At 67.2% G+C, this 21,448-nt stretch carries 20 protein-coding genes and 1 pseudogene; 11 read left to right on the forward strand and 10 right to left on the reverse strand.

The window, feature by feature from the left end:
* Positions 1 to 2: 2 nt before the first annotated feature.
* On the forward strand, positions 3 to 389 hold the full coding sequence (locus tag CHC08_RS42660; RefSeq protein WP_245878915.1) for a PRC-barrel domain-containing protein: 387 nt from the start codon (positions 3 to 5) through the stop codon (positions 387 to 389).
* Positions 390 to 530: 141 nt separating this feature from the next.
* Here the strand turns inward: CHC08_RS42660 and CHC08_RS42665 are convergent, their stop codons facing one another.
* Positions 531 to 1,754, reverse strand: a complete 1,224-nt coding sequence (locus tag CHC08_RS42665) for an FUSC family protein (RefSeq protein WP_089213091.1) — start codon at positions 1,752 to 1,754, stop codon at positions 531 to 533.
* A 324-nt stretch (positions 1,755 to 2,078) separates the two neighbouring features.
* On the opposite strand from CHC08_RS42665, the pseudogene CHC08_RS52105 reads away from it, so the two are divergent.
* Together CHC08_RS52105 and CHC08_RS42670 are read left to right on the forward strand one after the other, a co-directional pair.
* Positions 2,079 to 2,189 (forward strand): annotated as a pseudogene (locus CHC08_RS52105) (hypothetical protein); the annotation flags it as partial.
* A gap of 65 nt (positions 2,190 to 2,254) precedes the next feature.
* Entirely contained in the window at positions 2,255 to 2,674 is a 420-nt protein-coding gene (locus CHC08_RS42670) for a nuclear transport factor 2 family protein (protein WP_089213092.1), read from the forward strand.
* Positions 2,675 to 2,738: 64 nt separating this feature from the next.
* Here the strand turns inward: CHC08_RS42670 and CHC08_RS42675 are convergent, their stop codons facing one another.
* Entirely contained in the window at positions 2,739 to 3,368 is a 630-nt protein-coding gene (locus tag CHC08_RS42675; protein WP_089213093.1) for an LUD domain-containing protein, read from the reverse strand.
* 158 nt (positions 3,369 to 3,526) lie between these two features.
* On the opposite strand from CHC08_RS42675, the gene sigJ reads away from it, so the two are divergent.
* The gene (gene sigJ, locus CHC08_RS42680) at positions 3,527 to 4,465 is read left to right on the forward strand and encodes an RNA polymerase sigma factor SigJ (protein WP_089213094.1); all 939 of its coding nucleotides are present in this window, start codon (positions 3,527 to 3,529) and stop codon (positions 4,463 to 4,465) included.
* 264 nt (positions 4,466 to 4,729) lie between these two features.
* Here sigJ and CHC08_RS42685 read toward each other — a convergent pair whose 3' ends face one another.
* A complete protein-coding gene (locus CHC08_RS42685; protein WP_089213095.1) occupies positions 4,730 to 5,875 on the reverse strand; it encodes an acyl-CoA dehydrogenase family protein in 1,146 nt (381 codons plus the stop codon).
* Positions 5,876 to 6,161: 286 nt separating this feature from the next.
* Here CHC08_RS42685 and CHC08_RS48985 point away from each other — a divergent pair, with 286 nt between their 5' ends.
* Entirely contained in the window at positions 6,162 to 7,499 is a 1,338-nt protein-coding gene (locus tag CHC08_RS48985; protein ID WP_143653599.1) for a hypothetical protein, read from the forward strand.
* 29 nt (positions 7,500 to 7,528) lie between these two features.
* Here CHC08_RS48985 and CHC08_RS50220 read toward each other — a convergent pair whose 3' ends face one another.
* Positions 7,529 to 7,729, reverse strand: a complete 201-nt coding sequence (locus CHC08_RS50220) for a hypothetical protein (protein ID WP_179282540.1) — start codon at positions 7,727 to 7,729, stop codon at positions 7,529 to 7,531.
* A gap of 69 nt (positions 7,730 to 7,798) precedes the next feature.
* Here CHC08_RS50220 and CHC08_RS42695 point away from each other — a divergent pair, with 69 nt between their 5' ends.
* Entirely contained in the window at positions 7,799 to 8,584 is a 786-nt protein-coding gene (locus CHC08_RS42695) for a class F sortase (protein WP_179282541.1), read from the forward strand.
* Positions 8,585 to 8,812: 228 nt separating this feature from the next.
* Here the strand turns inward: CHC08_RS42695 and CHC08_RS42700 are convergent, their stop codons facing one another.
* Positions 8,813 to 9,949 carry an FAD-dependent monooxygenase gene (locus CHC08_RS42700; protein WP_089213098.1) on the reverse strand — a complete coding sequence of 379 codons (1,137 nt, stop codon included), beginning with the start codon at positions 9,947 to 9,949 and terminating at the stop codon, positions 8,813 to 8,815.
* A gap of 305 nt (positions 9,950 to 10,254) precedes the next feature.
* Here CHC08_RS42700 and CHC08_RS42710 point away from each other — a divergent pair, with 305 nt between their 5' ends.
* Complete coding sequence (locus tag CHC08_RS42710) at positions 10,255 to 11,454, forward strand: TetR/AcrR family transcriptional regulator C-terminal domain-containing protein (protein WP_245878916.1); 1,200 nt, start codon at positions 10,255 to 10,257, stop codon at positions 11,452 to 11,454.
* Positions 11,455 to 11,766: 312 nt separating this feature from the next.
* Positions 11,767 to 13,017 (forward strand): RCC1 domain-containing protein, encoded by a 1,251-nt coding sequence (locus CHC08_RS42715; protein WP_179282542.1) that lies wholly within the window; start codon positions 11,767 to 11,769, stop codon positions 13,015 to 13,017.
* A gap of 137 nt (positions 13,018 to 13,154) precedes the next feature.
* On the opposite strand, the gene dnaE is transcribed toward CHC08_RS42715, so the two are convergent.
* Together dnaE and CHC08_RS42725 are read right to left on the reverse strand one after the other, a co-directional pair.
* Positions 13,155 to 16,703, reverse strand: coding sequence for a DNA polymerase III subunit alpha (gene dnaE / locus CHC08_RS42720; RefSeq protein ID WP_089213100.1), 3,549 nt, complete (start codon positions 16,701 to 16,703; stop codon positions 13,155 to 13,157).
* Between the two features lie 504 nt (positions 16,704 to 17,207).
* Positions 17,208 to 17,519 (reverse strand): hypothetical protein, encoded by a 312-nt coding sequence (locus tag CHC08_RS42725; RefSeq protein WP_089213101.1) that lies wholly within the window; start codon positions 17,517 to 17,519, stop codon positions 17,208 to 17,210.
* 483 nt (positions 17,520 to 18,002) lie between these two features.
* Between CHC08_RS42725 and CHC08_RS42730 the strand changes: the two genes are divergently transcribed.
* The gene (locus CHC08_RS42730; RefSeq protein WP_089213102.1) at positions 18,003 to 18,851 is read left to right on the forward strand and encodes a helix-turn-helix domain-containing protein; all 849 of its coding nucleotides are present in this window, start codon (positions 18,003 to 18,005) and stop codon (positions 18,849 to 18,851) included.
* Positions 18,852 to 18,859: 8 nt separating this feature from the next.
* The gene (locus tag CHC08_RS42735) at positions 18,860 to 19,063 is read left to right on the forward strand and encodes a DUF397 domain-containing protein (RefSeq protein WP_089213103.1); all 204 of its coding nucleotides are present in this window, start codon (positions 18,860 to 18,862) and stop codon (positions 19,061 to 19,063) included.
* Between the two features lie 30 nt (positions 19,064 to 19,093).
* Here the strand turns inward: CHC08_RS42735 and CHC08_RS50225 are convergent, their stop codons facing one another.
* Positions 19,094 to 19,333 carry a hypothetical protein gene (locus CHC08_RS50225; protein WP_179282539.1) on the reverse strand — a complete coding sequence of 80 codons (240 nt, stop codon included), beginning with the start codon at positions 19,331 to 19,333 and terminating at the stop codon, positions 19,094 to 19,096.
* On the opposite strand from CHC08_RS50225, the gene CHC08_RS42740 reads away from it, so the two are divergent.
* Positions 19,289 to 20,128, forward strand: a complete 840-nt coding sequence (locus tag CHC08_RS42740) for an alpha/beta fold hydrolase (RefSeq protein WP_089213104.1) — start codon at positions 19,289 to 19,291, stop codon at positions 20,126 to 20,128. The two genes, CHC08_RS50225 and CHC08_RS42740, sit on opposite strands and share 45 nt — an antisense overlap.
* 59 nt (positions 20,129 to 20,187) lie before the next feature.
* Here the strand turns inward: CHC08_RS42740 and CHC08_RS42745 are convergent, their stop codons facing one another.
* Positions 20,188 to 20,859: an alpha/beta hydrolase gene (locus CHC08_RS42745; RefSeq protein WP_089213105.1), complete on the reverse strand. Its 672-nt coding sequence runs from the start codon at positions 20,857 to 20,859 to the stop codon at positions 20,188 to 20,190.
* 52 nt (positions 20,860 to 20,911) lie between these two features.
* Complete coding sequence (locus CHC08_RS42750; RefSeq protein WP_218825758.1) at positions 20,912 to 21,433, reverse strand: pyridoxamine 5'-phosphate oxidase family protein; 522 nt, start codon at positions 21,431 to 21,433, stop codon at positions 20,912 to 20,914.
* Between the last annotated feature and the right edge of the window lie 15 nt (positions 21,434 to 21,448).

A 21,448-nucleotide genomic window follows, 5' to 3' on the forward strand; every position in this document is an offset into this window, starting at 1 on the left:
CCATCGCCGAAGAAAAGAGTCTGGCCATGACCGAAAACGTGTGGGACTACCGTTCCGAGGCCCGTAGCGGCGACCAGGCACTGGATCTGGTCGGGTTCGACGTTGAGGCCACCGACGGCAAGATCGGCTCGGTGGACGAGGAGAGCAACGCCGTGGGCGACAGCTACGTCGTCGTCGACACGGGTTTCTGGATCTTCGGCAAGAAGGTCGTGCTGCCCGCCGGCACGGTGACCCGGATCGACCCCCAGGAGCGCAAGGTCTACATCTCCCGTACCAAGGAAGAGATCAAGAACGCTCCCGAGTTCGACGAGGCGACCTACAAGGAGCCCGACTACCGCGACAAGCTCGGCGGCTACTACGGCATCGGCCCCGGCCCTGGCGCCATGTAACCATTGGTCGTCGATGGGCTCTTCCCGCGAGGGAAGGGCCCATTTCGCGTTGGACGTGGGCCCGGTGGACTCGGGTCGCGAGGGGGGCGATGCCGCCGGTGGTTGTGGCCTACCTTTTCGCAGGCCACGGCGGTGAAGGCGTCACCTCACACCGGCCGGACCGGTAACGGGATCGGCATCGGCGGCCGGGGGTCGCTCGGATTCGGCCTGCAGGGTGCTCAGGACGCTCAGGATGCGCTCGGCGTCGGTGAGCAGGCTGCCGCTGGCGGCCCATCCCCGCGGCTGGTCCAATCGGCCGGCACTCACCTCTTCGGTCATCTTCTCCTGGATCGCCTCGGCCCGCTCCAGGGCCGCCTCGATCAGCGCGCTCATCTGCACCGCCTCATCCGACGGGCGCAGCTGGGTGGCGAGTGCCTCGGCCAGCCGCTCCAGCAGGTCGGCGTAGTCATGGGCGAAGTCGTCGCTGATCCAGGGCGGGGCATCGTCGTCGTGCTGCTTCTGCCGCTGGGCGACATGGCCCAGCGCCCGGACGATCCCGTGGAGGTGCACGCCGATCCGCCCCATCGCCGCCAGCAGCGGCGTGTGATCGCGCAGCTCGGGTTCGACGATGCGGCGGCGCAGGTTGAAGCGCCGGCTTTCTGCGCTGTCGGCGATCGCGGAGGTGGCCCGGGCCAGATGGGTGTCCAGCCGATCGGCGTGGCGCTGCCAGTCGGGCAGGTCCGACAGATCACCCTGCTCGCGCAGGCCGTCCGCCAGGTCTTTGAGCAGCGCGGCGGCCTCGCTGCTCAGCCGGCGCACCGCATCCTGGGGGCGGCGCCGATACAGCGGCGGCCACAGCACCGCGTTGATCGATCCGCCGACCACCGCGCCTACCCCGGTGGCCGCCACGTAGGCCAGAAGGTAGCGCTCCTGGGAGGCGGCGCCGAACGACAGCATCAGCACCGCGGTGGTCGCCACATCGGAGCCGTGACGGCCCATCCGGCGCCAGCGCGCGGCGATCAACGCCGGCGGGACGACGAGGATCAGGCTGAGGGCGTTCAGCCCGAGCACGTACCCGACGCTGCCGGCCAGGATGACCCCGACCGCGACCGCGCTGACCCGCCGTACGCCGTTGGTCAACGTCTGGTACACCGTCGCGTGCACCATGATCACAGCGGTGGCGGGGGCGATCCACACCGTCTCATGGGGAAGGAACCGATCGGCCAGAAACCAGGCCAGCGCCGCGGCCAGGGTCGCCTTGGCGATCTGACGTGCCTCGAACCGCTGATGGGAGTCACGCTCGGCCAATCCGGCGAACTGACCTCGCACATAACGCAGCTCTCGCCGGATCGCCCTGCGCACCCAGCCCGTACCAAGATCGGTCACATCATGACGATCACCTACTGATCACCGTTTGACAAGCGGCATATGCCTCACCGACCGCGTACCGGGTCGGCGCGGGAGAAGCCCCGAAAAGCGACTGCTGACGCCGAAGTCCGCGCGACCCACCGCGTCATCTCGGATCTCACCCAGGTGAGATGGCGAGCCGACTCCGGCCCCACCGGCGGCTTCTTCCGCGACAGGCGCCCACTGCCCCGGTGACACCCCATCCCCGGATCGGGACCCGCGGTCCGGGATGTGATGCAGGTCACTGTCACGTTTCCGGTGGCCGAATCGTCCAGTCCCCGTAACCGACACCAGGGAGTGATCATGAAGGTTCTCGTCGCCGGATCCACCGGGGTCATCGGCTGCTCTCTCATCCCGCTGCTCACCGCCGTGGGACACGAGGTCGTCGAGGTCTCCCGAAAGCACGGCACCGACCTGCTGGACCGTGACGCCGTCCGCAGGGCCGTACGGCAGGCGGCCCCGGACGCAACTGTCGCCAGATGCACCACCGGGCGGCCAAGCGGCTGGCCGAGGGCCGCGACCGGTTCCACCCTTCCGCGCACGACCACGGGAAGCTCCTGGTCCGGTTCCTGGAGGCCGCCCAGGGCGGAGACCTCGACGCTCTCACCTCGATGCTCAGCCAGGACGTCGTCGCCTGGAACGACGGCGGCGGCAAGGTCCGCGCCGCCCTGCGCCCGGTGTCCGGCCTGGCCGGCGTCGTGGCCTTCATCTCCGGCCTGGTCCGCCGCTACTCGTTCGAGAGGGCCCGCCTGGTCGAGGCCAACGGCGGGCCCGCCGTATGGATCACCGTCGACGGCAGAGAGCAGCTCGTCACCGTCGACATCCGCGACGGCCTCATCCATGCCATCTACTGCGTCCTGAATCCCGACAAACTCGCGCACTTCCATCGACTGCCGTGACGGGCACCGGTTCCAGGCCGAGCTGCCGCTCTGGATCAGCCTTGGCTGGACGACTCCGGGTGGTTCAGAATCCGATGGCTTCGCGGAGCAGCAAGACGGTGCCGCGTCCAGGGTGGTGTTCCGCGTTGAGGATGAGAAGGCGGTTGACGGCGCTGGGCCACCCGTGGGCTTCCTGGGTGCGGGCGTTTTCCAGCGGGAGGCAGTGGTCTTCGACGCGCCGCAGCGCGGTGGGCAGGTCGGGTACCACCTTCTGCGCCCCGACGATCCAGATCGCGCGGGCGGCGCCGCCGGCGTAGCCGGGCAACTGGCTTCCGCTGCCCGAGGCGACCACGAGGGAGCCGGTTTCGGTGACCGCGGCGACGCTGCCCACGATGACGTCAGGGCTGGCGAGCAGCCGCCGGATGTCGTCGGCGCCGGTGACGCGGTCCATGGCCAGGACGCGTGGCCTGATGGCCCGGTACCGCCCGCCGGCGTTGATGTCCTCATCGATGCCCGACAGGCGGAGGGTCTCGCTGGCCCCGGTGAACACGCTGGCGCCCTCCGCTATCAGATCTTCGATGCGGGTACGCGCGGCGGCGGCGTCGTCGAGGATCTCCACGGTGAAACCGTGTGCGGTCAGCGCGGCGGCCGCCCGCTCCAGGCTCTGCGCGGGTGCCGGGTCGGCGAACGGTGTTGTCGGCATTGCGGTAGTCATGATGTCTCTGAACTTCCTGTCCGCTGGATGATGTGTCCGTCTCAGCAGCCCGACAACACAGCCTCCCGGAATGTGAGGCGACGCACCGGCCTCACATTCCGGTGCGCTGTCTTGTCGAACCGGTGAGGGCAGATACGACCAAGGGAGCCGTCGGCACCATGACCACTCGATCCGGGCCAGGACACGGCCGGCCCGATCCGGGCCTGGACGCGATCATGAGCGAGCGGCGTCAGCTGATCAATATCGCCTACCGGCTCCTGGGCTCCCTGGCCGAGGCCGAGGACGCCGCCCAGGAGGCCTACGCCCGCTGGTACGCCATGCCCGGGCAGCAGCGGGAGGCCATCGAATCCCCCGGCGCCTGGCTGACGACGGTCGTCAGCCGCATCTGCCTCAACCTGCTCAGCTCCGCCCGGGCCCGGCGAGAGACCTACGCGGGCGAATGGATCCCCGAGCCGCTACCCGACCGTACGGAGTGGAGCACCGGGCGGCCGGGCGGCGCCACCGTGGACCCTGCCGACCGGGTCACCCTGGATGAGTCGGTCAACCTGGCCTTCCTGGTCGTGCTCGACTCGATGACCCCGGCCGAGCGCGTCGCGTTCATCCTGCACGACGTCTTCTGCCACTCCTTCGCCGAGGTGGCCGAGATCGTCGGCCGCACCCCGGGGGCATGCCGCCAGCTGGCCTCCTCGGCCCGCCGCCGCATCCGCGCCTCGCCGCCTTCCGCGACTCCGGCAGCCCAGCGCGCCGGCATCGTCAGGGACTTCAAACAGGCATGGGAGGCCAAGGACATCAACGCCCTCATCGGCCTTCTCGACCCCGGCGCCACGGCGATCGCCGACGGCGGCGGCCTCGCCACGACCTTCCCGCACCCCATCGAAGGCGGCGAGCAGATCGCGCACGCCTGGGTCGAAATCGCCCGCCGGAGGCCCGGCGACATGACGTTCCTGGAGCGTACGGTCAACGGTCAGCCCGGTCTGGTGGCCCAGCAGGACGGCGTCACCGTGACGGTGTTCGCGTTCGACGTCGCGGGCGACCGGATCAAGCACATCTGGGTGGTACGCAACCCCGAGAAACTCCGTCGCTGGACGACGGGCTGACGCGCGTCTCCACACCACCGGTCCGCTCACGGCCGCCGCACAGCAGCAAGACACCTTCAAGGAGCGGGAACGGAGCCGGGCTCGATACCGATCATGGTCACGGCCGTCCGCACCTCGCCCCACTCAGCGGACAGTCCGCGTCGGGGCAAGTCCGGAGCGCAGAGGTTCCGGCAGACGGACCTCACCGGTGACTCATCTCGCACCAAGCTCACGTCCATACAGCCCAGGCCGCCAAAGGCCCCCGCGCGGACGGCCCGTGTCGCGTCAGAAGCCGAAGGATCGGCCGATGATCTCCTTCATGATCTCCGTGGTGCCGCCGTAGATGGTCTGGACGCGGCTGTCGACCCAGGCCTTGGCGACGGGATACTCCAGCATGTAGCCGTAGCCGCCGTGCAGCTGGAGGCAGCGGTCGACGGTCTTGGTCTGCAGCTCGGTGGTCCACCACTTGGCCTTGGCGGCGTCGACGGCGCTGAGCTCCCCGGCGTTGAGGGCCAGGACGCACTTGTCCACGTAGTGGCGGGCGATCTCCACCTCGGTGTCCAGCTCGGCCAGGACGAACCGGGTGTTCTGGAAGCTGCCGATATTGCTTCCGAAGGCCTTGCGGCTCCTGCAGTATTCGATGGTCGCCCGCAGTACGGTCTCCGCCACCGCCACGGCCATCACGGCGATCGACAGGCGCTCCTGCGGCAGGTTGCGCATGAGCTGGAAGAAGCCCTGGCCCTCCTGGTCGCCCAGCAGGTTGGCCGCGGGGACCCGTACGTTCTCGAAGAACAGCTCCGCGGTGTCCTGGGCGTGCATGCCGACCTTGTCGAGGTTGCGGCCCCTGCCGAAGCCCTCCATGCCCCGCTCGACGACGAGCAGCGAGGTCCCCCGGGCGCCCGCGGTGGGATCGGTCTTGGCGACCACGACGACCAGGTCGGAGTTGATCCCGTTGGTGATGAAGGTCTTCTGGCCGTTGACCACGTAGTGGTCGCCCTCGCGTACGGCGGTGGTCCGGATGCCCTGCAGGTCGCTGCCCGCGCCGGGCTCGGTCATGGCGACGGCCGTGATCAGCTCGCCACTGGCGAACCCGGGCAGCCATCGGGCCTTCTGCTCGTCGTTGGTGAGATCCACGAAGTACGGGGCCATGATGTCGTTGTGCAGTGAGAAGCCCAGGCCGGTCGCGCCGATCCCCATGACCTCCTCGTCGATCACGGTGTTGTAGCGGAAGTCCGTGATCCCCGCCCCGCCGAACTCCTCCGGCACCCCGAAGCCGAACATCCCGAGCTCCCCGGCCTTCTTCCACACCTCGCGGGGGACGATGCCGTCCTTCTCCCACTGGTCGTGGTGGGGCGCGACCTCGCGGGCCAGGAACTCACGCACGGTCTCACGGAAGAGCTGGTGCTCCTCCTCGAAGAGGTCTCGCTGCATCGTCTGCCTCCTAAGGGGGTTCTAGAGACAGAATAAGATCCTGTTACTCGCTAGTACACCCGACCCACCTGCCGATACGGCTCGCACCTCGTGAACGACACATCACAACTCCGCCACAGTCCCCTGGGTGTCTTGGCGTACCACTGCGGGACGAGATCGGAGGACAGTACGATCCAGTCCTAGTTGTGATGAGATGACCCGTTTTGTGACCAGGTCTTCGTGAGTGGAGTGTCCAGTGGTGCAGTGGGGAGCGAGACTCCGTGGGACGGCTGCGGCGGCGTCCGTCATGGGACTGGCGGTTGGCTCCTTGGTCATCTTGTCCAGCTCGCAGAGCTTTGCCGAGACGACCAATAATTACTTTTACGACTACACCTGTAAAGACGGACTTGCTACCGGTACCAACAAGATCGTTAAGGTGAAGCTATCTATTCCGCAGAGCATTCCAGTCAACGGCTCTTTGCAAGTCGGCTGGGAACTTTCTGAGTCGCCGCTGATTTCGCCCGAGGATTTCGCCACCACTAGTCAGCTCACAGCTACGGGTACGGTGGGCATCTCTGGTCTATGGAGTGGAACGCTGGACTCGTCCGGGACTAAGGATTTCGCCACCCTGAAGAAGGGTGACAAGCTAGATCTTCCCACGATGTCTGTTGGATCTGCGGCTACTAGCAAAGAGGGCGAGATCACGGTCAAGCCGGGAGGCCTGAAGTTCTCCCACTCTTTCACCCCGCCCGAGTCGAGCGTCAAGATCAATGACGCTGCTGATGCGAACGAGATTACGCATAGCCCCTTGGACAGCGTGGTTCATGGTCCAATCACTTATCGAGGGGCTTGGGCTTACTCGTCGAAGCGAAAAGCTACTGAGGACTTCGCCACAAATGATCCCGGTGATCATTTGGATGATGTTCATTACTCGTCTGTGAATGGCAATTATGTGACGGTCAAATTCACGGGTACGGGAATCGAATACATTACTGAGCGCGATAGCGACATGGGCCCAGTGAATATCACTGTGGACGATGAGGCCACTGTCGCCAAAGCAGCAAATCCCTCGCTAAAAGCTGACGGCAGTCCAATGCCTGTTGACACGGTGGGGGACAAGCTGGGGCAGCAGGTTGTTTGGTCGCGCACAGACTTGAAATATGGTGCGCACACGCTAACGCTGGAGAAGGCCGGCGGCAAGAATATGGTGGTTGACGCCTTCAATGTGATCACCAAGAAGTCCGCCACACCTGTGGTGACAAGCGAAACGACCTGCACTCCTCCTACGGATGCGGCAAGTGTGACGGTGAAGGTGGAGAAGGCGTCGACCAGTCCGTCTCCTAGTCCGTCGCCGACTCCCACTCCGAGCAACACGAACACTCAGCCGGGCGGGACAACCACCACCACCTCGACGCCCAAGCCGACCCTGACCGTGACGGCGACCGTGACGCCCACCAGGCCCACGCCCACCGCTCCTCAGGTCATCATCACGCCCGTGGGCGGCGCCCAGACCGGTGAGGCTCCCGATGAGAAGTCCTCGGGAGCGGGACTGCTCGGCCTCGGGACGGCCATGGTGCTCGGAAGCGTTTTCGGGGGAGTGGCGTTGAAGAGGCGGCGGGCGGCGCACCTGCGCGGCCAGGACTAAGTAGGGGGCGCGGGATGTACCCAGGATCTTCACAGGGCGGCCCCGACCCCTACTCCGGGGGTGGCCAGCCGCCCCAGGGCGGCCAGCCTCCTCACGGTGCTCTTCCTTCCCAGGGCGGGGAGCTTCCTTACGAGGCTCTTCCCCCTGGCGGCCAGCCTCCCCAGGGTGCTTATCCTCAGGGCGGTGAGCTCCCTTATGGCGCTCTTCCCCCCGGCGGACAGCCTCCCCATGGGGGCCAGCCTCCTTACGGCGGTCTGCCTCCCCACGGGGGCAACCCCACCCCGAAGCCCCCGAGAAGCATGAAGCGCCTGGCGCTTCCCGCGTTGCTCGTGGCCGGGTCGCTCGGCGGGGTGGCCGTGGTCATGGCAGGGCTGCTCGCCTACCTGGGCCCGGTGGACGTGGACGAGCCCTACGGGCCTCCGATCTCGGAGGCGGCGAACACCCTCGCGCTGCAGAACGTTCCGGCTCCGGGAGAGCAGGCGCCGGGCCAGCAGTCCCAGGACCTGAGCGGCCTGCCGGCCGAGGTGGGACCGGGCGGGCTGGACGTGCCGTTGACGGCCGCCGCTCCCACGGCGCCGCCGCCCATGCCCGTCGTCCAGCCCCCGGCGCCGTTGCCGAGCGCCGGCGTGAAGCCGTACAAGATCGCTATTTCGAAGATCGGTCTGCTGGCTCCGCTGATGGCTCTCGGCGTGGACGCCAAGAAGGAGATCCAGACCCCTCCGCTGAGCAAGCCGAACCAGGCCGGTTGGTACAAGAACGGGCCGATTCCCGGCCAGCAGGGGCCCTCGGTGGTCCTCGGGCATGTGAACACCCGGAGCGGGGCCGCCGTCTTCAGCCGCCTCAAGGAGATCAAGCGCGGGGACAAGATCAAGGTGTCCCGGTCGGACGGGAACACCGTGGAGTTCACGGTCGACGGGGTGGAGCAGGTCAGCAAGACCGCTTTCCCGGCGAAGCGGGTCTACGGCAACACCGGTGAGGCGACCCTCCGCCTGATCACCTGTGGCGGCGTCTACAACAGCAAGACCCACCACTACACCGACAACATCATCGTCTACGCGACCCTGTCCAAGACCAAGCGCGCCTGATCGGATGCTCGCCGGCTCGGGCAGCCCCCGAGCGGACGGTCCCGATGACGTGCTCCTCGGCTCGGGCGGTCGTCACGCGTGACGGCACCGACGGCGTGTTCCTGATCACGGGCTTGTCAGCGCGAGCGGTCGTCACGCGTGACGGCACCGACGGCGTGTGCCTGGTCACGGGCTCGTCAGCGCGGGCGGTCGTCCCGTGTGACGGTACCGACGGTGTGCGCGTGTTTGTCAGCCCGGGTAGTCCTTGAGCGTGATGGCGTTGGACAGCCGCTTGATGTCCGGCATCTCGCCGCTCTGGTCCCGCTGCCACTCGTTCATCCGCAGCGCGAAGTCCTGGTTCAGCTCGACGAACCTCCGCAGCTCCTCCTCGTAGCGGGCAAGGCCCGTTCGATGGTCGCCGCCCGCGGCCGTGAGCTCTCCGGCCAGGACGTAGGCCCCGACCAGCGCGAGGCTGGTGCCCTGGCCCGACAGCGGCGAGCCGCAGTAGCCCGCGTCTCCGATCAGTGAAACCCGCCCGTTGGACCAGGAGTCCATGCGGATCTGGCTCATGGAGTCGAAGTGGAAGTCGGGCGCGTCCCACATGGCCTTCAGCAGCCTGGGGGTCTCCCAGCCGTCGTCGGCGAAGCGGTCAGCGATGATCTGCTTCTGCCGGGTGGTGTCGCGGCGGTCGTAGTCCAGCGCCGGTGACTCGAAGCCGAGGATGGCTCTGGCCTCGGTGTTGTTCCGTGCGCTGTAGAGGCCGGACATCTTGTCCGCCGTACGGTGGAACACCTGCCAGCGGTCCAGGTCCAGGAAGTTGTCGGTGGTGAAGACCGACAGGTAGGTGCCCAGGTGGGTGATGAACCGGGACTCCTCGCCGAAGGCCAGCGCGCGCACGTTGGAGTGCAGCCCGTCGGCGCCGATGACGAGGTCGAAGGTGCGCGGCGCGGCCCGTTCGAAGGTGACCCGCACCTCGTCGTCGCCCTGTGAGAGGGCGGTGATCGAGTCGTCGAAGAGGTATTCGACGTCGTCGCGGGTGGCGCGGTAGAGGATGTCGACCAGGTCGTCGCGGAGGATCTCGACGTCCTCGCTGTCGGTCGCGCCGCCGGTCAGGGTCTCCTCGGTGGTGCTGTACAGCACTTCGCCGTCGTCGCCGACGAAGCTCATCCCGCGCATCGCGGTGCTCGCCCGCCGGATGTCGGCCAGGAGTCCCATTCGTTCGGCGACGCCGAGTGCCGAGCCGCGGACGTCGATCGCCTGGCCCCCGGGACGGAGGCCGGGGGCCTTCTCCACCACGGTGGGGTTGAAGCCGTGGCGTCGCAGCCAGTAGGCCAGTGCGGGTCCGGCGATGCTCGCACCGGAAATGAGGACGTTGCCGTTTCTCACGTGGGGTCTCCTGATCGGTCTCGGGGGAATCGCGACCCGGCCGACCTGCGACGGTCAGGCCGGGTACGCCGTACACACCTTGAATGTACGACGTACGCACGGATGGTGCAAGCGGTGAATTCTGGAAAAACACTGGTTGATCGCGTTTTGCATCGCATATCTGTACTAGGACAGATTGGCATGGCGGGATGCCCGCCGGGTGCCGGATCGCTTGTGTCTTCTGACTCACCAGGGAGTTTCCACTATTCTCTGAGTGCGTCATCCTGTACTAGTACAGGGCACTTCATCCGAGAGAAGAGGCGACCGTGAGCCGGCCTGTCGCGCAGCCCGATCCGCCCTACCTGCGGATCGTCACCGAGATCCGGCGCCGCATCGCGGCCGGTGAGTTGCGTGCCGGTGAGCGGGTGCCCTCGACTCGGCAGGTCGCCCAGGAGTGGGGTGTCGCGATCGCGACCGCGACAAAGGCGCTGACGACCCTGCGCCAGCAGGGCTTCGTCGAGACGGTGCCCCGGGTCGGCACCGTGGTGACCACCCCCAAGCCCTCCTCCGGGTCCCGTTCCGAGACCCCTTCCGAGCCCTCCGAGTCCCGTCCCGAGTCTTCCTCCGAGTCCTCCGGGTCCCGTCCCGAGTCTTCCTCCGGGTCTCGTCCCGAGGGCGCCCCCGAGTCCTCTGAGTCCCGCCCCGAGGCCTCCTCCGACTCCTCCGAGCCGCGTCCCAAGCCCTCTTCCGGCTCTTCCGGCTCGCGTCCCGAGGTCCGTCCCGAGTCCCGTCCTCGGTCGAGACCCGCGCCGTCCCGGCCCGCCGTTCCGCGTCGCGCCGCCCACGAGCCCGATCAGGAGCTGACCCGGGAGCGCATCGTGCGTACCGCGATCGCCATCGCGGACACCGAGGGACTGGCGGCCCTGTCGATGCGCGGCGTCGCGGCCAAACTCGGCGTCGCCACCATGTCTTCGTACCGCCACGTGAACAGCAAGGACGACCTGGTCCTGCTGATGACCGACGCCGTGGTCGGCGATGTCAGGTATCCGGAGGAGCCCCCCTCCGGCTGGCGGGCGCGCCTGGAGGTGGCGGGGCGGTTGCAGTGGATCATGTACCGCAGGCACCCGTGGCTGGCGCAGGTCGTCTCCGTCACCCGGCCCGTGCCGTTGCCCAACCTGATGACGTACGCGGAGTGGGTCCTGAGCGCGCTGGACGGCCTCGGCCTCGATGCGGAGACCATGCTCAACGTGCACGTCCTGCTGTACAGCTACGTCCGGGGGATCGCCGTGAACCTCGAATCGGAGGCCCAGGCCGAAGCGGAGACCGGGATGACCGGGGAGGAGTGGATGGATTCGCAGGACGCCGCTCTCACCGCGCTCGCCGCCTCGGGGGGTGCCCCGACGTTCTCCAAGGTCGTCGCGGGCCTCGACGAGGGGTACGACTTCAACCTCGATGCGCTCTTCGAGCTGGGTCTGCAGTCGATGCTCGACGGCCTCGCGATTCTCATCCAGCGTTCCGGGACGTGAATCCGACCGGGCGGATCGCCGTGCCCGCGGGCTCCGTTCATCGCGCGACGTGAGCCGTCCGATGATCCGCGCCGTCTCGGAACGGCCGGGGTGACGGGGGCCGAGGAGGAACGGGGCGCCTGGCCGAGGTCGTTCTCAACGGGTTCGGCCGTGCTGAGACGGCTCGGGCGAGTCGCTCCCCGCCCAGGTCACATCTGCGGGATACAACGGGGAACACGGCCATGACCGGGGATGTAAGGGGTCGAGCCCTCTGGAGGCCGTCGCGCGATCGTTGATATACGGGGGAAGTTCATGCGTCGGCTTTCTGGAAGATTGCGTAGTCGTGGGACCGCCGCGCTGGGGGCGTCGCTGATGCCGTTGATCATGCTGGCGGTGCAGGCGCATGCCATGTCGGTCCGGGGGGAGGGCTCGGGGCTCGACGCCTCAGGTCAGCTCGGCGCCACCGCGATCACCGCCGGCACCCTGACCGGTGTGAAAGACATCGCCGCGGGCGCCTTCCACAGCCTGGCCCTGATGACTGACGGCACCCTCAGAGTCTGGGGATACAACGACTCCGGTCAGCTCGGCGACGGAACCACCGTCGACCACACCACTCCGGTGGCCGTCGGTGGTCTGACCGGTGTGAAAGCCGTCGCCGCGGGCGCCTTTCACACTCTGGCCCTGATGGCCGACGGCACCGTCAGAGCCTGGGGACTGAACGACTCCGGTCAGCTCGGCGACGGAACCACCGTCGACCACACCACTCCGGTGGCCGTTGATGGTCTGACCGGTGTGAAAGCGATCGCCGCGGGCGCCTTTCACAGTCTGGCCCTGATGACCGACGGCACCCTCAGAGTCTGGGGGGCCAACGACTCCGGTCAGCTCGGTGACGGCACCGTCGTCAATCGCCTCATCCCGGTCACCGTCGGCGGCCTGACCGGGGTGAAGGCCGTCACCGCGGGGTTCGGCCACAGTCTGGCCCTGATGTCCGACGGCACCGTCAGAGCCTGGGGACTGAACGGCTCCGGTCAGCTCGGTGACAGAACCCTCGTCAAACGTCTCACCCCGGTCACCGTGGGCGGTCTGACCGGCGTGAAGGACATCACCACGGGCTTCGGCCACAGTCTGGCCCTGATGGCAGGCGGCACCGTCAAGGCCTGGGGGTCCAACGACTCCGGTCAGCTCGGTGACGGCACCCTCACCAATCGCACCGCCCCGGTCACCATCCGCGGCCTGACCGGGGTGAAGGCCATCACCGCAGGTCGCGGCCACGGCCTGGCCCTGACGACCAAGGGTCTGGTCAAAGTCTGGGGATTGAACGACCTCGGCCAGCTCGGTGACGGCACCGTCATCAACCGCCTCACCCCGGTGGCCCCCAGGGGTCTGACCGGCGTGAGAATCATCACCACGGGCGCATTCCACAGCCTGGCCCTGATGGCAGGCGGCACCGTCAGAACCTGGGGATCCAACAACTACGGTCAACTCGGTGACGGCACCGTCGCCAAACGCCTCACCCCGGTCACCGTCGGCGGCCCGACCGGCGTGAAACCGTCACCGCAGGTGCATTCCACAGCCCGGCCCTGACGCCCGACGGCACCGTCAGAGCCGGGGAGTTCGGCCGATCGGCATTGGAGGGCTCCCTGACGGCGCCGGACACCAGGGCCTGGAGATGCCCTTTTTTCGTCGTGCGGCTATGGGGCGGATCTTGACGGGGGCACCGATCACAGGCTGATCGCCTCGGGCCCGACCAGTGTCTTGATGTCGGCGGCGAACGACGGCTCGGCTCTCACCGAGAACTCCGGCAGGGCCATGACCAGGGCCTTGGCGCCTGGCCGGTGCAGGTGGATCCGGACCGGCACCTTGCCCTGGTGGGTCTTGAGGATGTTGCGCAGCTCCTCGATCAGGTCCGGCGTGACGCGCTCTTCCCGCAGGGTGATCGTGATCGGGTGCCCGGAGTCGCTGGTGACGCCGGAGATGTCGATCGGGGTGAGGTCGTTGGCGAAGATCGAGATCGCCCCGTCGCGGCTGCTGACCATTCCGCTGACCGACACGACGGCGTCCTCGCGGAGCTCCGGCGCGTACAGCTCGTAGTTCTTCGGGAAGAACAGGCACTCGACGGCGCTGTCCATGTCCTCGACAACGATGATCGCCCAGACCTTGCCGGCCTTGTTGACCCTCTTGTCGACCTTGGTGATGAGCCCGCACACCTTGGCGTCGGTGCGGTCCTGGCCGTTTTCGAGGAGGTCGACGATGGTGTGGCTTCGGTTGCGTGCCAGGAGCCGCTCGGTTCCGGCCAGCGGATGGTCGGACACGTACAGGCCGAGCATCTCCCGCTCGAAGCCGAGCAGCGTCTTCTTGTCCCATTCCCCTTCGGGGATCGCGACGGCGAAGGTCTCGTCGAGGCCGCTCTCCTCGTCGCCGAACAGGGAGTCCTGCCCGTGGGCCTCGGATTTCTTGATCGGGATGACGCTGTCGACGGCCTGTTCGTGGATCAGCATCAGTGCTTTGCGCGGGTGGTCGAGCGAGTCGAACGCGCCTGACTTGATCAGTGATTCGATGAGCCGCTTGTTGCAGACCGGAAGGGGGACCTTGGACAGGAAGTCGTTGAAGTCGTTGAAGGCGCCGCCGGTCTTGCGGACGTCGACGATGGCCTCCACCCGGTCCTCACCGACGTTGCGGACCGCGCCGAGGCCGAACCGGATCGCGTCCTCGCCGACGGGCGCGAAGTGCAGGGAGGATTCGTTGACGTCGGGCGGCAGCACCTGGATGCCCATCCTGCGGCACTCGGCGAGGTAGATGGCGGCCTTGTCCTTGTCGTCGCCGACGGAGGTGAGCAGCGCCGCCATGTAGTCGGCCGGGTAGTTCGCCTTCAGGTAGGCGGTCCAGTAGGCGACCAGACCGTATCCGGCGGTGTGGGACTTGTTGAACGCGTAGCCGGAGAACGGAAGCATCACGTCCCACAGCGCCTTGATCGCCTCGTCGGAGTAGTTGTTGTCCTTCATGCCGCGTTCGAAGAACTCGTACTGCTTGTCCAGCTCCGACTTCTTCTTCTTGCCCATCGCCCGGCGCAGCAGGTCGGCGCCGCCGAGGCTGTAGCCGGCCAGCTCCCGGCCGATGGCCATGACCTGCTCCTGGTAGACGAGCAGGTGGAAGGTCGTACCGAGGATCGGTTCGAGAGCGGATTCGAGCTCAGGGTGGATCGGGGCGATCTCCTGGCGGTTGTTCTTGCGGTCGGCGTAGTTGTTGTGCGCGTTGGCGGCCATCGGCCCGGGCCGGTACAGGGCCAGAACTGCGGCGATGTCCTCGAATCGGGTGGGCACCATCAGTTTCAGCAGGTTGCGCATGGGGCCGCCGTCGAGCTGGAACACGCCCAGGGTGTCGCCGCGGGCCATCAGCTCGTACGTTTTGGTGTCGTCCAGGGGGATCTTCTCGGTGGAGATCTCCACCCCCCGGTGCTCCCTGATGATCTGGATGGCGTGGTCGATGACGCCCAGGTTCCGCAGACCCAGGAAGTCCATCTTGACCAGGCCCATGTCCTCGCACTGCGGATACGAGAAACCGGTGATGATCACGCCGTCTTTGTCGCGGCGGTGCAGCGGGATCAGGTCCAGCAGCGGAGCGGAGGAGAGGATGACCGCGGCTGCGTGGACGCCGGTGTTGCGAATCAGACCTTCGATGCCGAGACCGGTGTCGACGACCTTTTTGACGTCCGGGTCGCTGTCGTACATCGCCCGGAACTCGCCGGCCTCGCTGTAGCGCGGGTGGCTCTCGTCGAAGAGGCCGGTGAGCGGCACTCCCTTGCCCATCACGTCCGGCGGCATCGCCTTTGTGATGCGCTCGCCGACCGGGAAGGGGTAGCCGAGAACGCGAGCGGAGTCCTTGACGGCGGCCTTGGCCTTGATCATGCCGAAGGTGTTGACCTGGGCCGTGTACGCCGCGCCGTACTTCTGGGTGACGTAGTTGATCATGTCGTCGCGCCGGCGGTCGTCGAAGTCGAGGTCGACGTCGGGCGGGCTGACGCGCTCCGGGTTGAGGAACCGCTCGAACAGCAGGCCGTGCTCCAGCGGGTCCAGCTCGGTGATGCGGGTCAGGTAGGCGACGATCGAGCCGGTGGCCGAGCCACGTCCCGGGCCCACGGGGATGCCGTTGTCACGCGCGTAGCGGCAGATGTCGGCGACCACGAGGAAGTAGGAGTCGAATCCCAGGGGGGAGATGACGCCCAGCTCCAGCTCCAGCCGGTCGAGAACCTCCTGGCCGGGGTCGTCGCCGTAGCGCTCCTTGAGGCCCCGCTCGCACTCCTGACGCAGCCAGGACGCCTGCGTCTCGCCTTCGGGCACGTCGAACTGCGGCATCCGGTCGACGTGGGCGAAAACCTCGCTGTAGTCGCCGACGCGTTCAGCGATCAGCAGGGTGTTGTCGCAGGCGTCCGGCAGCTCGCGAAACAGCTCCCGCATCTCCTCGGGAGTCTTGAGGTAGTAGCCGGAGCCGTTGAAGCGGAACCGGTTGGGGTCGTCCTTGTTCTTGCCGACACCGATGCACAGCAGGGTGTCGTGCGCGTCGGCCTGGTCCTCGGTGACGTAGTGGCTGTCGTTGGTGGCCAGCCGCGGTATGCCGAGCTCCTTGGCGACCCGGAGAAGTCCGTCGCGGACCTGACGCTCGATGTCGAGGTCGTGGTCCATCAGCTCCAGGAAGTAGTTCTCCTTGCCGAAGATGTCCTGATAGGCCGACGCGGCCTTGACGGCTTCTTCGTACTGGCCGAGCCGGAGCCGGGTCTGCACCTCCCCGGAAGGACATCCGGTGGTCGCGATGATCCCCGTGGCGTTCTCGGCGATCAGCTCCCGGTCCATGCGGGGCTTGCCGTAGTAGCCCTCGATGGACGCCAGAGACGAGAGCTTGAAGAGGTTGCGCAGACCGGTGGCGTCTTCCGCCCACATGGTCAGGTGGGTGTATCTGCCGCCTCCGGAGACGTCCTTGCTGCCCTCGCCGTCGTCACTGACGGCGCGTTGCCCGCCTGGTCCCCAGAAAACGGGCTTCTTCACGAACCGCGACGACGGGGCGACATAGGCCTCGATCCCGATGATCGGCTTCACGCCGTGGCCCGCGGCGACCTGCTGGAACTCGTAGGCGCCGAACATGTTGCCGTGATCGCTCATCGCGATGGCCGGCATGCCGAGGCGTGACGCCTCGGCGAATAAGGGGCTGACCTTCGCTGCGCCGTCGAGCATCGAATACTCGGTGTGAACATGGAGATGCGCAAACGACTTGGTCACCTGTGCCCCTTTTCTGCAACCTGAACGCCGGTTTCCGGCCCCGAGCTTACGCCCTTCAGCCCTGCGTCTCACCACCCTTCCCCTGAGCCTCACAGATGGGCATGGGTCGCACAACGGCCCTTGACGCATCCGCCGGAATAGTCTTGCAAATATCGCGACACACCCTTCTGACCTGGCGATATGCGAGTTTCCCCTGGTCGGCGGAGGTGTCTCGTACGGGGTCGGGCCCTGATCCGCGTCGCACCCGACCGACCGCCAGAGCCGGTGCGGCAGCCCCCTCGCCGAGGTGCCGTCAAGGAGCGTGTCAGAGGCCACCATCGCAGACGATCTCGCGTGAGGCGCTTGATCACGACTTGGCGGCTTCGATGGGCCGGTGACGAGCGTGGAGCGGGGTTGCTTCCCGGCTGGGCGGCCCCGCTCCACGCGGCTTTCAGACCTCCGGGAGTTCCCCGCGTCGGCGGAGCGGCGGGTCTCCATCTCGCGGGCCGCACCGAAAGGGGTGTGTCACCGACCCCGGCCCATCGGGGTCAGGACGTGGCGGATCCTCGCCGCGACGGCGTCCGCCTCGGCGACGGGCGCGACCTTCTCGTTCCAGGACCACAGGAACCACCAGATTCCCTTCTCCGGTGCCGCGTAGATGTTCTCCGTGAGGACGGGGGCATCGGGGTTGACAACGATCAGCTCCGGGGGCCTGCGAGAGGTCACGCGAACCCGGGAGTGCAGACCGAGTTCCTGGAGGCGTTCGGCCAGAAGGGCGAGGTGGGCGGTCGCCGTGATCGCGGAGTTCGCGATCTCGGCGTCGTCGGTGACGGTCATGGACGACTCCCTAAGGGCAGGGGTGGGCTTGTAGCGCTCCACTCGTCGGGATGTGGGCATCAAGGCATTCGCTGCATGGCGGGTTGTGGATGGAGAGGCCCCCGATGGACGTGGGGAAGCTCATCGGGGGCCGGGCCCGGCCGGTCGACGGGGGCGGCTCCCGGCCGGACGTCTGCGGGGCGGCTCCTCGGCTCCCCCTCCAAGAAGAAGTGAAGCCACCCCTCCCGGATGCCCTCGGCGTCTGCACACGCCGGGCTTCCGGGGGTTCTGCCCCGACTGCCGCTGTCCGTACTGCCAACGACATCCGGGTAATTCCGTGAGCCATAGATGTGATCGATCGATCACTTAACGTGACTGTAGCTCTATATTGAACCTTGGTCAGCGAACTTTCAATAGCGAAATTTGATTATCCGAAATGTCCCTACCTCGGGAGACTGCGCGATCGTATGATTCGGTCACTCAGGGTGCTCGGGAGGGGATGTCATGGCCGGTAGTCCCACCGTCAAACGACGGCGGCTCAGCGCGGAGCTCGTCCGGCTTCGCCAGCAGGCGGGGCTGACCGTGGAGGAGGTCAGCCAACGTCTGGAGTGGTCCACGGGACGGTTGACCCACATGGAGACCAACAAGTGGGTCAGACCCGATCTGGGGAACATCCGTGCGTTGCTCAAGGTGTACGGAGTCACGGATCCTCAGGTCCACGATGCGATCGTCGACCTCGCCCGTCAGTCCCGTGAGAAGGGCTGGTGGGCGAAGTACAACGACGTGTTCCGAGGATCTCTGCCCGGGTTCGAGGCTGAGGCGACGCAGATTCGCATCTACGAGGCGCTCTACATTCCGGGTCTGCTCCAGACCTCCGCCTACGCCGAAGCGGTGTTCCGCGCTGAGCAGGTGCTGGATGACGAGACGGTGAAGCGCCGAATCGAAGGACGTCTCGTTCGGCAAGAGACCCTGCGGGGTGAGAATCCGCCGGAGTTCTGGGCCGTGATCGACGAGGCGGCGTGCCGCAAACTTGTCGGCGGCGCGGAAGTGATGCGTGAGCAGCTCCGCCACCTCGTCGAAGCCGCCGCCCAACCGCACATCACCATCCAGATTGTTCCGAACTCCGTAGGAGCACATGCCGCGATGGCCGGCCCCTTCGAGCTGCTCGACTTCGCCTCGGAGCAGGATCCGTCCGTTGTTTACCTGGAGACCGCGACTGACTCTCTACACCTGGAGAAGCCAGGAGAGATCCAGGCGTACAGCCTGACTTTCAATCGAGTGGTGGCAATCGCACTATCTCCGGAGGAATCTGTTGAATATCTAGCTGTGTTGATGGATCAACTACGGGAGTAGAGACGAAGATGGAATCAACCCTTGACGAGCTCGCCTGGCGGATCAGCACCTTCAGTGGTGCGAACGACAACTGCGTCGCGGTGGCTGAATTGCCCGATGGTGGGCGTGCGGTGCGCAACAGCAAGCGTCCGGATGGTCCTGTCGTCACCTTCACCGCGAGCGAGTGGGACGCGTTCGTCAAAGGCGTGAAGGCGGACGAATTCGACGGCTGAAGGGGCAGGATCTCTCTCGGAGGTGGCCGGTTAGAGCGGGGCCATGCTTGAGATCCAATGGCCGTGCACGGTGCCGGGCGACTCCTCATGGAGATGGCCTTGGCTGTCCGACGCGTAGTCGCGGATCGTGATGCGCACGGTGAAGGGTTTGGCCATGGTCGCCGGGTCTCCTGGCTGGGGATAATCGGTTGCCCTGGCCGGAATGCCGTTGGCAGGATCCTCGGCATGCCTGCCTTCTCCGCACATGATGGAACCGATCTCGCCTATCACGTGTTCGGAGGGGGAGCCCCGGTCATCTGCCTGCCGGGTGGCCCGATGCAGGACTCCGATTACCTCGGCGAGCTCGGCGGCCTGTCGGCGCATCGGCAGTTGATCATGGTGGACCCTCGGGGCACCGGCGGGTCCGCGATCCCGCAGGACGCCGCCTCCTACCGCTGTGACCGGCTGGTCGATGATGTCGAGGCACTGCGCGAGCACCTTGGTCTTGACCGGCTGGACCTGCTCGCGCACTCCGCCGGCGCGAACCTCGCGGCGCTGTATCTGGCCCGGCACCCCGAACGCGTCGGCAGGCTCGCCCTGATCACTCCGAGCACCGTGGCCGTCGGCCTCGCCGCCACCGGGGAGACCCGGCTTGAGATCGCGCGGCTCCGCAAGGGCGAGCCCTGGTTCGAGGCAGCCTTCGCGGCTCTTGAGAAGGTCGTGGCCGGCAATGCCACCGACGACAGCTGGAAGGCCATCGACCCCTTGTTCCACGGCCGATGGGATGCGGCGGCACAGGCCCACCACGCGGCCCAGGACGGCCATCGGAACAAGGAGGCCGCAGCCGCTTTCGGCGCCGAGGGCGCGTTCGACCCGGAGGCCACGCGCGCGGCACTCGCCGCTTTCGACGCGCCGGTGCTGCTGCTTGCCGGAGAGGTCGATCTGAACACGCCCCCGAGCGTCGCGGCCGAATTCGCCGAGCTGTTCCCCAATGCCGAGTTCGTCGTTCAGCCGGGGGCGGGTCACTACCCCTGGCTCGATGACGCCGACCGGTTCGTGGCGACCGTCGCGACATTCCTGGGATAAAGATCGCCCGCCCACCTGTCCACCCGCTCGCCTGGCCGTCTGGCCGCATGGCTGGTCGATCAGCGGCCCGATGCCTCCAGCCGGTCGGCCAGTTCCCTGGGACGGCTGAGGGCGATGGTGTGGCCCCCGTCGATCTCGTCGGGGACGATCCCCAGGCGTTCCCGGACGACGCGGCGCATGAACTCGGCCGGGAAGAAGCGGTCGTCGCGGCAGAGCAGGAACTTCGTCGGCACGGACGGCCAGGCATCCAGCGGCCACGGCTTGACGAACGGGGTGGCCGACTGATCGCGGCTCCTCCTCTTCGCCTCCGCCGCCAGCTCGGGCGGGACATCGTGGAGAAACAGGGCGGTGTCGTCGTCCGGCGCCCGGCCGTCACGCTCGTCCTGCTCGCGCCTCGCCCGCTCCCAGCCGGTGTTGGCCCACCAGTCGCCGGGCGGCTCGCCCGGCGAAGGGATCATCGCCGTCAGCAGCACCAGGAGCTTGACCGGCACCCGCTCGCAGACCAGCGGCGCGGTGAACCCGCCGAAGGACTGGGCGACCACAACGAGGTCCGTACGGTCGCCGATGGCGCCGACCACCACGTCGGCGTACTCGGAGAGCCCGGCCGAGTCGTCGTCGCTGGGCAGGTCGGGCGCGACCACGTCATGACCGCGCGCACGCAGCTCGGCGGCCGTCAGATGCCAGTACCACGAGTCGGACGCGGCACCGGGGATCAGTACGTAGGTGGTCATGTCGAGCGGTCCTCCTGAGGGGTGTGCCATGGGCGGGCGTTCGGCTCCTCCGTCATGATCGGCCCCGGCGCTCGAAGTCCTCCACGCCGGCGCCGCCGGGCAGGCGGGTCTGGAAATCGAGGACCCCGACCCAGGTGGGGCGGACGGCGATGCGGGCCATCCTCGTGCCGGGGTGATCCACCGCCGCCACGTTGGCGGCGCCCTGCTCCGGCCCGGCGTACCGATGCTGGGCCAGCGCGTACTCCGGCACGATCCCCGCGACGTCGGTGACCGAGGCCCGGCCGCGGATGAGGAGCACCGACGGCGGCGTCGAGGCGGCGTCGATGGTGATGGCGACGTCGGGCCTGGCCCGCAGAGCGGCGATCTTGGCTGCCCCCGCGAACGTGGACAGGACGACTTCGGTGCCCGTCCAGTGGAACAACATGGGAAACACGCGTGGCGTGCCGTCCGCCGCCACGTACGCCAGCCGCGCCAGTTCCTGCGAGGCGAGCAGACGCCGCGCCACGTCACTGTCCAGCAGGCGGACGTCGCCCTGCGGCAGCGTCATCACATCTTCGTGATCGTCGATCGTCATTGTTCGTGCTCCTCA

Source organism: Streptosporangium subroseum, from assembly GCF_900188345.1.
Taxonomy (GTDB): Bacteria; Actinomycetota; Actinomycetes; order Streptosporangiales; family Streptosporangiaceae; genus Streptosporangium; species Streptosporangium subroseum.

Coding starts and splice junctions, on each gene's coding strand:
- CHC08_RS42685 (WP_089213095.1), bottom strand. CDS start 5,875: ATGCAGCGAGACCTCTTCGAGGAGGAGCACCAGCTCTTCCGTGAGACC.
- CHC08_RS42750 (WP_218825758.1), bottom strand. CDS start 21,433: ATGACGATCGACGATCACGAAGATGTGATGACGCTGCCGCAGGGCGAC.
- CHC08_RS42675 (WP_089213093.1), bottom strand. CDS start 3,368: ATGACTACCGCAATGCCGACAACACCGTTCGCCGACCCGGCACCCGCG.
- CHC08_RS42740 (WP_089213104.1), top strand. CDS start 19,289: ATGCCTGCCTTCTCCGCACATGATGGAACCGATCTCGCCTATCACGTG.
- CHC08_RS42670 (WP_089213092.1), top strand. CDS start 2,255: ATGCACCACCGGGCGGCCAAGCGGCTGGCCGAGGGCCGCGACCGGTTC.
- CHC08_RS48985 (WP_143653599.1), top strand. CDS start 6,162: ATGGGACTGGCGGTTGGCTCCTTGGTCATCTTGTCCAGCTCGCAGAGC.
- CHC08_RS42695 (WP_179282541.1), top strand. CDS start 7,799: ATGAAGCGCCTGGCGCTTCCCGCGTTGCTCGTGGCCGGGTCGCTCGGC.
- CHC08_RS50220 (WP_179282540.1), bottom strand. CDS start 7,729: ATGGGGAGGCTGTCCGCCGGGGGGAAGAGCGCCATAAGGGAGCTCACC.
- CHC08_RS42735 (WP_089213103.1), top strand. CDS start 18,860: ATGGAATCAACCCTTGACGAGCTCGCCTGGCGGATCAGCACCTTCAGT.
- CHC08_RS42730 (WP_089213102.1), top strand. CDS start 18,003: ATGGCCGGTAGTCCCACCGTCAAACGACGGCGGCTCAGCGCGGAGCTC.
- sigJ (WP_089213094.1), top strand. CDS start 3,527: ATGACCACTCGATCCGGGCCAGGACACGGCCGGCCCGATCCGGGCCTG.
- CHC08_RS42745 (WP_089213105.1), bottom strand. CDS start 20,859: ATGACCACCTACGTACTGATCCCCGGTGCCGCGTCCGACTCGTGGTAC.
- CHC08_RS42725 (WP_089213101.1), bottom strand. CDS start 17,519: ATGACCGTCACCGACGACGCCGAGATCGCGAACTCCGCGATCACGGCG.